The following is a 9828-nucleotide window of genomic DNA, read 5'->3' on the forward strand; positions in this document are numbered from 1 at the left end:
ATCCCACCTGGAAAGTCTATGAAAGTGACGAGGCTCTGGGGCGGCATCTTGCGGCACAATACGGCGCATTGAAAAATAGTGCTGAGAACGCTGGTATCAGTGAAAAGCTGTCAAATATGCTTGCTTCCGCGTTCGATCCATTTATGGACCGGTTGATGGATTCTCTGGATGCGTTGATTGACAGCAACCGGGATTGGGTGGCTGAAAAGCCCTGGATGTCCGGCATGATCAGAACAAATCATATTGATCGGGAAAGCGTTTCTAATTCCTTTCACAACGCTATTTCCCAAGCATGATATTCCAATATGGCCCGTTTTCCAAACAGGTCTGTATCAGCAGCAAAGCTCATGAGACATTCAGCCGCCAATCAAAACTGCTGAAACAAAGTGGCAGAGGAAGCTGCCGCCAGAGCCCGCATAAGCGGGCGTGTGTTTGACTTCTTAGTTGAGGCACACGGGCAATGCCCGTCCAGCGGGGCTTCGCCCCGCTGGTTGAAAATCCGCAACTTGCAGATTTCCAAGTGCTTCAACTATATTAAAACAGTGATAGCCGGATCTTTGATTGGAATATAATAAAGACAAATGTTCTCCTGACAATCAAAGCCGCCTCACGGTCAGTGAGGCGGCTTTGACCGCTTTTCTTATTTTCTGGCTAAAGTCCCCGCCAGGACTCCGGACGCAGGCGGCTCAGGTCGTGCTCCGCCCGGCTAATCTCCGCCAGCATGGCGGCTTTGTCCTCATTTAGTGTGCCCCGCAGAACCAGGTAATTGCTGGCGTGATTCATCCGGAACACACTGCCGGGGCTGTCCAGATTCTCCACCAGCAGTCTGGTCTCCTCCAGCACCTGCGCCTGGGTCAGAAGCTGGAAGCTGCCGTCATGGACCCAGTCGTACAGGGGCGTCTCCGGCTCCACCATCAGCGTCAGCATCCCGATATACTCCGGGTTCATGGCGTTGAATGCCTCCGCTGTCTCCACCGCGTGGCGCTCCAGCAGCTTTGGCCCTCCCAGGCCCGTGATGGCGGTGACGGACAGGGCAATGCCGCACCGGCGGACCTTCTGCCCCATCTCCACGATCTCCGATGCCGGGTGCCCCTTGCGCATCAGGGCCAGAACCTCGTCGCTGCCGGACTCCAGACCCATGTAGACCATGGTCAGCCCCTTCTCCCGGAGCCTTCCCAGCTCCTCCTCTGTCCGAATGCGGATACTGGCGGGGGAGGCATAGCTGGTGACCCGCTCACACTCCGGGAACAGCTCCCGCACGGTGTCCAAAATGGTGTAAAGCTCGGAGGCTTTGCGGACCAAGGCGTCGCCGTCGGCCAAAAACACCTTATCCACATGGCGGTAGACCTGCCGGGCCAGGCGGAAATCCTCCAGCACCTCCTCCAATGGCCGCAGGGCAAAGCGCTTTTCCTTGTACATGCTGCAAAAAGCGCAGGTGTTGTGGCTGCACCCGTAGGTCACCTGAACGATGAGGCTCCGTGCCTCGGAGGGAGGACGGTACACGCTGCCGTAGTATCTCATACGCCCAGCTTCTCCAAAGCCGCCATTTTAAGGCACACGCAGAACACCGCCATGGCCTGCTCCAGCTCCTCCACCGGAGGCAGCGAGGGGGCGATGCGGATGTTGCTGTCCTGGGGATCCTTCCCATAGGGGAAGGTGGCTCCCGCGCCGGTCATGGTGACCCCGGCCTCTTTGCACAGGGCCAAGGTCCGCTTCGCCGTGCCGGGCATGGCGTTGAGAGAGACGAAATACCCGCCCTTGGGCCGCTGCCAGGAGGCGATCTCCAGCGGGGCAATCTCCCGGTCCAGTGTGTCCACCACACGGCGGAACTTGGGCCCCATAATGGCGGCGTGCTTCTTCATCAGCGCCAAAGTGTGGGCCTTGTCCTTGAGATAGAGCACATGGCGCTGCTGGTTTACCTTGTCAAAGCTGATAACCTGGGCGGTGAGGAGCTTTTCCATGTGGGCCATATTGGCCTCGGAGCAGGCAAAGCAGCTGACGCCCGCCCCGGGCAGGGTGATCTTGGAGGTGGAGGCGAACTCAAAGACCATGTCCGGATTCCCTGCCTGGGCGCAGAGGGAAAGAATATCCGGGAACTCCACGTACTCCCCCTCGAACTCGTGGATGCAGTAGGCGTTGTCCCACATCACCAAAAAGTCCGGGGCAGCGGGCCGCAGGGCCGCGATACGGCGGATGGTCTCCTCTGAGTAGATGATGCCGTCCGGGTTGGAGTACTTGGGCACGCACCAAATGCCCTTGACGGCGGAGTCCTTCACAGCGGCCTCCACGGCGTCCATATCCGGCCCCTCGCCGGTCATTGGAATGGTGATGAGCTCAAAGCCGAAGCTCTCTGTCACCTTGAAATGGCGGTCATAGCCGGGGGCGGGGCAGAGCCACTTCACCGTCTCCTCTTTGCACCAGGGGCGGGGGCTGTGGAGAAGGCCGTGGGTACAGGCCTTGGCGATGGTATCGTACATCAGCTGCAAGCTGGCGTTTCCGCCAACGAAGACCTGCTCCGGCTTACAGCCTAAGATATCCGCAAACAGCCGCTGTGCGGCGGGCAGGCCCCGCATCTCGCCGTAGTTGCGGACATCGATGCCGTCGGACACGTAGTCCTCGGGCTTCTGCATCAGGCCGAAAATATCGGAGACCATATCCAGCTGGGCCTTGCCGGGCTTGCCCCGGGCCATGTTCAGTGTCAGCCCCCGGGCCTTGAGGGCCCCGAACTCCTCCTGGAGCCGGGCGTATTCCGCTTCCCGCTCCGCGGGAGTCATCTTGGCATAAGCAGTCATTATGAACCATCCTTTCCATGTGTGGTCTCAGAATCAGAACCCCCGCCCTCAGCGGGATTCAAAAATCGCCGGCTGCCGGAAGGCGGGCCGCCTTATTCCCAATATATGAAATCATATCCGTCCGCCACTTCGCCGATCTCATATCCCAGAGCACCCGTCAGGGCGGCTTTCAGCCAGCCATACCACTCCCGCCAGATCTCCTCCGGCATGACGCCTGCGATCTGGAGGCCGCCCGGTTCGACAGACGCCCACAAATCAATCTCCCCGCCAGTCCAGCGGGGCCCCCGGACGTTTCCTGCCCAATAGGGCATCGACTGGTAAACGCCGCCGACCTTTCGCCAGATTTCATCCGGTGCGGAGCAGTGAACATTCAGGGTCACATCGTGCCGCACAGACATCGCCCCTCTCAGATCCGGGCCGCGCCGGACCTTCTCGCAGCCTCCGCCACGGCCTTGGCCACGGCGGGACCCACCCGCTTGTCAAAGGCCTTGGGGATGATGTAGTCCGCGCTGAGCTCCTGGTCCGAGATCAGCTCCGCCAGAGCGCAGGCGGCGGCCATCTTCATCTCCTCGTTGATGTCGCCGGCCCGTACGTCAAAGGTCCCCCGAAATACCCCGGGGAAGGCCAGGACATTATTGATCTGGTTGGGGTAGTCGCTGCGGCCGGTGGCGATGACGGCGGCCCCGCCGGCCTTGGCCTCGTCAGGGAAAATCTCCGGCGTGGGGTTGGCACAGGCAAAGATAACCGGGTCTTTTGCCATAGTCCGCACCATGTCCGCGGTGACGGAGCCCGGGGCGGACACGCCGATGAACACATCGGCCCCCTCCAGCATCTCCGCCAGGGTGCCGGAGCGCTTTTCCAGGTTGGTCACCTGGGCCATCTCCTCCTTGATCCAGTTCAGGCCCTCCCGGCCCTGAAAGATCGCGCCTTTCCGGTCGCACATGGTGATGTGCCGGAACCCGGCGGAGAGCAGAAGTCTTGTAATAGAGATGGCCGCCGCGCCGGCGCCGGAGGTCACTACCCGCACGTCCTCCTTCTTCTTTCCCACCACCTTCAGGGCGTTGGTGAGGCCCGCCAGGGTGATGATGGCGGTGCCGTGCTGGTCGTCGTGGAAGATGGGGATGCCGCATTTCTCCTTCAGCTTCCGCTCGATCTCAAAGCACCGGGGGGCGGCGATATCCTCCAGGTTGATGCCGCCAAAGCTGCCGGAGATGTTGTAAACCGTCTGGACGAACTCGTCCACGTCCTTCGTTCTCACGCAGAGGGGAAAGGCATCCACTCCGCCGAAGGCCTTGAACAGCACGCACTTGCCCTCCATCACCGGCATTCCGGCCTCCGGGCCGATGTCTCCCAGGCCCAGGACCGCGCTGCCGTCGGTGATGACGGCGCAGAGATTATGCCGCCGGGTCAGCTCGTAGCTCTTCCCAATGTCCTTCTGAATCTCCAGGCAGGGCTGCGCCACGCCGGGGGTGTAGGCCAGGGACAAATCATCCCTGGTCTCCACAGGAACGGCGGCCACCACCTCAATTTTCCCCTTCCACTCCCCATGGAGCCGCAGGGATTCCTTCGCGTAATCCATATCTGTTACCTCTCTTTATTCCCCGCCGGGACACTCCCGCCCGGCTGAACTCACGGTCCCTCTTCCCAGCCCTTGGCCCGCTCCACAGCCCTGTGCCACCCGGTCAGCAGCCGCTCCCGCTCCGGCTGGGAGACGGCGGGGTCAAAGCGGCGGTCCAGGGTCCACTGGCTGCGGATCTCCTCCCGGCTTCGCCAAACGCCCACGGCCAGTCCCGCCAGATACGCCGCCCCCAGGGCGGTGGTCTCCCGAACCACCGGGCGGAGGATGGACCGGCCCACAATGTCCGCCTGAAACTCCATCAGAAAATTGTTGGCGGAGGCGCCGCCGTCCACCCGCAGCTCCTTGAGCCGGATGCCGGTGTCCTCCTCCATGGCGGAGAGCACGTCCCCGGTCTGATAGGCGATGGACTCCAGGGCCGCCCGGATGATGTGATCCCGGCCCGCCCCCCGGGTCAGGCCCAGGATGGCCCCCCGGGCGTACATATCCCAGTGGGGCGCGCCCAGGCCGGTAAAGGCGGGCACTACGTACACGCCGCCGCTGCCCGGCACCTTCCGGGCAAAATACTCGCTGTCGGCGGCCTCGGTGATGAGGTGGAGCTCGTCCCGGAGCCACTGGATCACCGCCCCGCCCACAAACACGCTGCCCTCCAGGGCGTACTGGACCTTCCCGTCCAGCCCGGCGGCGATGGTGGTCACAAGGCCCCTGTGGCTGCGGACCAGCTTCTCCCCGGTGTTCATCAGCAGAAAGCAGCCGGTGCCGTAGGTGTTCTTGGCCGCTCCGGCTTCAAAGCAGGCCTGGCCGAAGAGAGCCGCCTGCTGGTCTCCGGCGATGCCGGCGATGGGCACCTCCACCCCCTGGATGTTCACCGTGCCGTAGACCTCGCTGCTGGAGCGAACCTCCGGCAGCATTTCCATGGGAATATCCAGCCGGCGGCAGATCTCCTCATCCCAGCGGAGATTTTCAATGTCGTAGAGCATGGTGCGGCTGGCGTTGGTGTAGTCTGTGACGTGGACTTTTCCGCCGGTGAGCTTCCAGATCAGCCAGCTGTCCACGGTGCCGAACAACAGCCGCCCCGCCTCCGCCCCCTCCCGGGCCCCGGGAACGTGGTCCAGAATCCACCGGATCTTGGTGGCGGAGAAGTAAGCGTCAATCAAAAGCCCCGTACGGCGCCGGACGTAAGCGGCGAAGTCCGCATTCTTTTTCAGCTCCTCGCACAGCGGCGCCGTGCGGCGGCACTGCCACACGATGGCATTGCACACCGGCCGCCCGGTCTCCCGGTCCCAGACCACGGTGGTCTCCCGCTGGTTGGTGATGCCGATGCCGGCCACCTCGTCAATTGGCACTCCGGTCTGGGCTAGCACTTCACTCAGTACGCCGTACTGGCTGGAGTAGATCTCCATGGGGTCGTGCTCCACCCAGCCCGGCTGGGGGTAAACCTGGGTAAATTCCTTTTGAGCCATGCCCACAATGTTCTGGGTCCGGTCAAAGAGGATGCAGCGGCTGCTGGTGGTCCCCTGGTCCAGGGCGGCGACATACTGTTTCAAGTCGAAGCCTCCTTCCTGATTCCCGCACAAAAGAGCAGGGGAGCAGAACGGCTTTTTGGTCCGTCCTGCTCCCGTTCATCTCTATCTTTTTATACCAAAAAAGTCCTGTCTTGTCAAGCCGCCGTCAGGGAACGGGATACTGGGCCTGGCGATGCGTCAGCTCCTGATACCGCCGGGTGACCTCCGGCCAGTCCACCAGCCGCCACCAGGCCTCAAAGTATTCGTCCCGCCGGTTCTGGTAGGGCAGGTAATAGGCATGCTCCCACACATCGCACCCCAGCAGGGGCGTCAGGGGCAGGGGGCTGTCCTGGTTGGGGGTCTTGCGGACGGAGAGCCGCCCGTCTTTATCCGTAACCAGCCAGGCCCAGCCAGAACCGAACTGGCCCAGGGCCGCGGAGCGTAGGGCGGCTTTCAGGCCCTGGAGGTCCCCGAAGTCCCGGTCAATGGCCTGCTGGAGGGCCGGGCCCGGGGCGGAGGCCGGCGCGGGGTGCAGGGTCTTGAAATACAAATCGTGGTTGTATACGCCGCCAGCGTTGTTCCGCACCCCCTGGCGGATGTCCTCCGGCAGCTCCGGCCAGTCCTGCATCATCCGCTCCAGTGACCAGTCGTGGTACTCGGGATGGTCTTTCAGGAGCTTATTGAGATTGTCCACATAAGTGTTAAAGTGCTTGTCGTGGTGAAAGTGCAGGGTGCGCTCATCCAGCTCCGGCAGCAGCGCGTTGTAGGCGTAGGGCAGGGGCGGCAGGCTAAAGGGATAGTGTGTCTCCATGGTGCGTCATCCTTTCTCATATCTGAATGACGCTAGTATATGCGGCGAAGGGGAAAAATATCGGCAAAACACGGCCCCCGCGCCGCCGGAGGGCGGCGCGGGGCCATATACGGGATCAGTCCTTGATGTGCAGCAGGTGGTGGGCTCTCTCGCTGAGGGGTGCCTTCAAATACGCCCGGTACAAAGTCTGAACGTCCGGATTCTCGTGGGAGAACCTCAGCTCCGACTTGGCGTCCAGCTTCCAGAGCTTGTCGCCTCTGGGACCTGCCATCTCCACGCCCTCGTGGATGGGCTGTCCGCCGCCGCCGGCGCAGCCGCCGGGGCAGGCCATGACCTCCACAAAGTCGTACTCCACATCGCCGCTGTCGATGGCCTCCATCAGCTTCCGGGTATTTCCCAGGCCGCTGACCGCCGCCACGCGGACGTCTCCCGCGCCGGGGATATTGAACGTGGCCTCCCGCCAGGGCTTATTGCCCCGGACAGCCTGGAAGGCGTCGGGGTCCGGATTCTTCCCGGTGACCAGATAATAGGCGCTGCGCAGGGCCGCATCCATCACGCCGCCGGTGGCGCCGAAGATCACCGCCGCGCCGGTGCCAGTTCCCAGGGGACTGTCGAACTCCGCCTCCTCCAGGTCGGCGGGGACGATGCAGTCGCTGCGGAAGAGCCTGCACATCTCCCGGGTGGTCAGCACGGCGTCCACGTCCGGGTCGCCGCAGGCGTCGTTCATCCCCGGCAGCTCGCACTCCGCCTTCTTGGCGGAGCAGGGCATGATGGACACCACAAACACCTTGTGGGGGTCCAGGCCCATTTTCTCCGCGAAGTAGCTCTTGGCCACCGCGCCGAACATCTGCTGGGGGGACTTGGCAGTGGAAAGGTGCTCCGCGTAGGCGGGGTACTGGGTCTTGAGGAACTTCACCCAGCCGGGGCAGCAGGAGGTAAACATGGGCCAGCGGTGCCGCCCCCGGTGGGTAAACCGCTCGATAAACTCGCTGCCCTCTTCCATGATGGTCAGGTCTGCGGCAAAGTTGGTATCAAACACATAGTCAAAGCCGATGCGCTTCAATGCCGCCACCATGCGGCCGGCGGTGGCCTGCCTGGGAGGCAGGCCGAAGGACTCCGCCCAGGCCACCCGCACCGCCGGGGCCACCTGGACCACCACAGTGACTGTCGGGTCCGCCAGGGCCCAGAAGACCTTGTTGGTGTCGTCCCGGACCGTCAAAGCGCCGGTGGGGCAGTGGGTAACGCACTGGCCGCAGAAGGTGCAGTCCGTGTTTTTGAGATAGCGGTTATAACTCACGTCCACGGTGGTGCGGGAGCCGGTGCCCGCCACATCCCAAATGTGCATCCCCTGGATTTTGTCGCACACCTGGACGCAGCGCATGCACTTGACGCACTTGCTGGCCTCCCGGACAATGGGGACGCTCAGATCCAGACGGGCCCGCTCCGGCTGCACCTCGTAGGGCTGGTAGTGAATGTTCATGTCATGGGAGAGCTTTTGAAGCTCGCAGTTGCCGCTGCGGACGCAGACGGTGCAGTTGGAGTTGTGCTGGGAGAGGATCAGCCGCAGGTTGGTCTTCCGTGCCTCCCGGACCCGGGGGGAGTTGGTTTGGATGACCATGCCCTCCAGGATCTCCGTGTTGCAGGCGGGGACCAGCCGCTCCGTGCCCTCCACCTCCACCATGCACATGCGGCAGGCGGCGATCTCGTTGATATCCTTCAAAAAGCACAGGTGGGGAATGGGGATGCCCGCCTTTTCCGCGGCGGCCAGAATGGTGGTTCCCTTAGGGGCGGAGAGCTCCCGCCCGTTGATCGTGAAGTTTACCATTTTTCCACACGTCCTCCCTTGAAGTTTCCATACCCGAAGTGGTCGCACCGCAGGCACCGGGAGGACTCCTGCCCGGCCTCCTCGTCGGTCATGCCGCACTCGATGCACTGGAAGTCCGCCTTGCGCTCGCAGGCATCCCGCTCGGTGGCGTTGACCCGGCCCCGGGGCCTGAGGTCCGTACACCGGGGCGTAGGCACCTTCACCTCGGCCTCGATCTCGTGGTTGAAGCCCAGGTACTCGTCGATGTTGGCGGCGGCGGCCTTGCCGGCGGCAATGGCCCGGATAACGGTGGCGGGGCCTGTCACGCAGTCGCCGCCGGCGAACACGCCCACCATATCCGGCAGCTGAGTGCTGGAGTCCGCCAGCAGCGCGCCGCCCCGCTGGATCTTGATGCCGGTCTGCTCCAGACCCCGGGTCTCAATGCCCTGACCGATGGCCACGATGATGGTATTGGCCGGGATGCGCAGGGGCTCCACCGTGGCGGTGTTGGGCCGGGGGCGGCCCGCCTTGTCCATCTCGCCGATGATCTGGGGCTGGGTCCACAGGGCCGCCACATGGCCGTGCTCGTCGGCCTCGATGCGCAGGGGTGCCTGGAGAGTCAGCACCTCCGCGCCCTCGGCGACGGCGCCCTCCACTTCTTCCATCTGGGCCGTCATATCCTCCTGGCGGCGGCGGTAAACGCAGGTCACCTTCTCTGCCCCCAGGCGGATGGCGCTGCGGGTCACGTCCATGGCAACGTTCCCTCCGCCGATGACCACCACGTTCTGGCCCGAGAAATCGGGCATCTCGTCGTCGCCGATGTGGCGCAGCAGCTCCACAGCGGAGATAACGCCCAGGCTGTCCTCTCCCTCAATGCCGGTCTTTTTGTCCGTGTGGGCGCCGATGGAGAGGTACAGGCTGTCGTACTGCTGTTTCAGCTCGTCAAAGGTCACGTCCACGCCCACGTCCACGCCGGTATGTACCTCAATGCCCAGGGACAAAATGGAGGCAATCTCCGCGTCCAGCTTCTCCCGGGGCAGGCGGTAGTTGGGGATGCCGTAGCGCATCATGCCGCCCAGCTGCTTTTGCTTTTCGTACACTGTGACCTTGTGGCCCATGAGAGCCAGATAATAGGCGGCGGAGAGGCCGCCGGGGCCGCCGCCCACGATGGCAACAGATTTGCCGGTGGCGGGTGCGGGACTGGGCTGGGGCACGTCTCCGGCGTGGTCCACGGCGTAGCGCTTGAGCCCCCGGATATTCAGGGCATCGTCCACCATATTCCGGCGGCAGCGGGCCTCGCAGGGGTGCTCGCAGATATAGGCGCAGGCGGTGGGGAAGGG

9 protein-coding genes are annotated in these 9828 nt (G+C 63.2%); 1 reads left to right on the plus strand and 8 read right to left on the minus strand.

What is annotated here, in order from left to right; genetic code table 11:
• Positions 1 to 296 (plus strand): hypothetical protein (locus QZ326_RS08800; RefSeq protein ID WP_295744079.1); only part of this gene is annotated, 296 nt, incomplete at its 5' end.
• Positions 297 to 651: 355 nt separating this feature from the next.
• On the opposite strand, the gene QZ326_RS08805 is transcribed toward QZ326_RS08800, so the two are convergent.
• The 8 genes from QZ326_RS08805 to QZ326_RS08840 form a co-directional block, all read right to left on the minus strand.
• Positions 652 to 1521 (minus strand): radical SAM protein, encoded by an 870-nt coding sequence (locus QZ326_RS08805; protein ID WP_295744081.1) that lies wholly within the window; start codon positions 1519 to 1521, stop codon positions 652 to 654.
• A complete protein-coding gene (locus QZ326_RS08810; protein ID WP_295744083.1) occupies positions 1518 to 2792 on the minus strand; it encodes an aminotransferase class I/II-fold pyridoxal phosphate-dependent enzyme in 1275 nt (424 codons plus the stop codon). The genes QZ326_RS08805 and QZ326_RS08810 overlap by 4 nt, the downstream gene beginning before the upstream one ends.
• 92 nt (positions 2793 to 2884) lie before the next feature.
• Positions 2885 to 3190: a hypothetical protein gene (locus QZ326_RS08815; protein WP_295744087.1), complete on the minus strand. Its 306-nt coding sequence runs from the start codon at positions 3188 to 3190 to the stop codon at positions 2885 to 2887.
• An 8-nt stretch (positions 3191 to 3198) separates the two neighbouring features.
• Entirely contained in the window at positions 3199 to 4371 is a 1173-nt protein-coding gene (locus tag QZ326_RS08820) for an NADP-dependent malic enzyme (RefSeq protein ID WP_295744090.1), read from the minus strand.
• 50 nt (positions 4372 to 4421) lie between these two features.
• On the minus strand, positions 4422 to 5915 hold the full coding sequence (gene glpK, locus QZ326_RS08825) for a glycerol kinase GlpK (RefSeq protein ID WP_295744093.1): 1494 nt from the start codon (positions 5913 to 5915) through the stop codon (positions 4422 to 4424).
• 124 nt (positions 5916 to 6039) lie between these two features.
• The gene (locus tag QZ326_RS08830; RefSeq protein WP_295744096.1) at positions 6040 to 6684 is read right to left on the minus strand and encodes a superoxide dismutase; all 645 of its coding nucleotides are present in this window, start codon (positions 6682 to 6684) and stop codon (positions 6040 to 6042) included.
• A 115-nt stretch (positions 6685 to 6799) separates the two neighbouring features.
• Positions 6800 to 8509 (minus strand): NADH-dependent [FeFe] hydrogenase, group A6, encoded by a 1710-nt coding sequence (locus QZ326_RS08835; RefSeq protein ID WP_295744098.1) that lies wholly within the window; start codon positions 8507 to 8509, stop codon positions 6800 to 6802.
• Positions 8503 to 9828: NAD(P)-binding protein (locus QZ326_RS08840; protein WP_295744101.1), on the minus strand; the 1326-nt coding region annotated here is incomplete at its 5' end. The genes QZ326_RS08835 and QZ326_RS08840, both read right to left, overlap by 7 nt.

This window comes from uncultured Oscillibacter sp. (genome assembly GCF_910587525.1).
Classification (GTDB): Bacteria; Bacillota; Clostridia; order Oscillospirales; family Oscillospiraceae; genus Oscillibacter.

Bases quoted from the DNA above. Each gene is read 5' to 3' on its own strand.
- QZ326_RS08805 (WP_295744081.1), bottom strand. From the start codon at position 1,521: ATGAGATACTACGGCAGCGTGTACCGTCCTCCCTCCGAGGCACGGAGC.
- QZ326_RS08810 (WP_295744083.1), bottom strand. From the start codon at position 2,792: ATGACTGCTTATGCCAAGATGACTCCCGCGGAGCGGGAAGCGGAATAC.
- QZ326_RS08815 (WP_295744087.1), bottom strand. From the start codon at position 3,190: ATGTCTGTGCGGCACGATGTGACCCTGAATGTTCACTGCTCCGCACCG.
- QZ326_RS08820 (WP_295744090.1), bottom strand. From the start codon at position 4,371: ATGGATTACGCGAAGGAATCCCTGCGGCTCCATGGGGAGTGGAAGGGG.
- QZ326_RS08830 (WP_295744096.1), bottom strand. From the start codon at position 6,684: ATGGAGACACACTATCCCTTTAGCCTGCCGCCCCTGCCCTACGCCTAC.
- QZ326_RS08835 (WP_295744098.1), bottom strand. From the start codon at position 8,509: ATGGTAAACTTCACGATCAACGGGCGGGAGCTCTCCGCCCCTAAGGGA.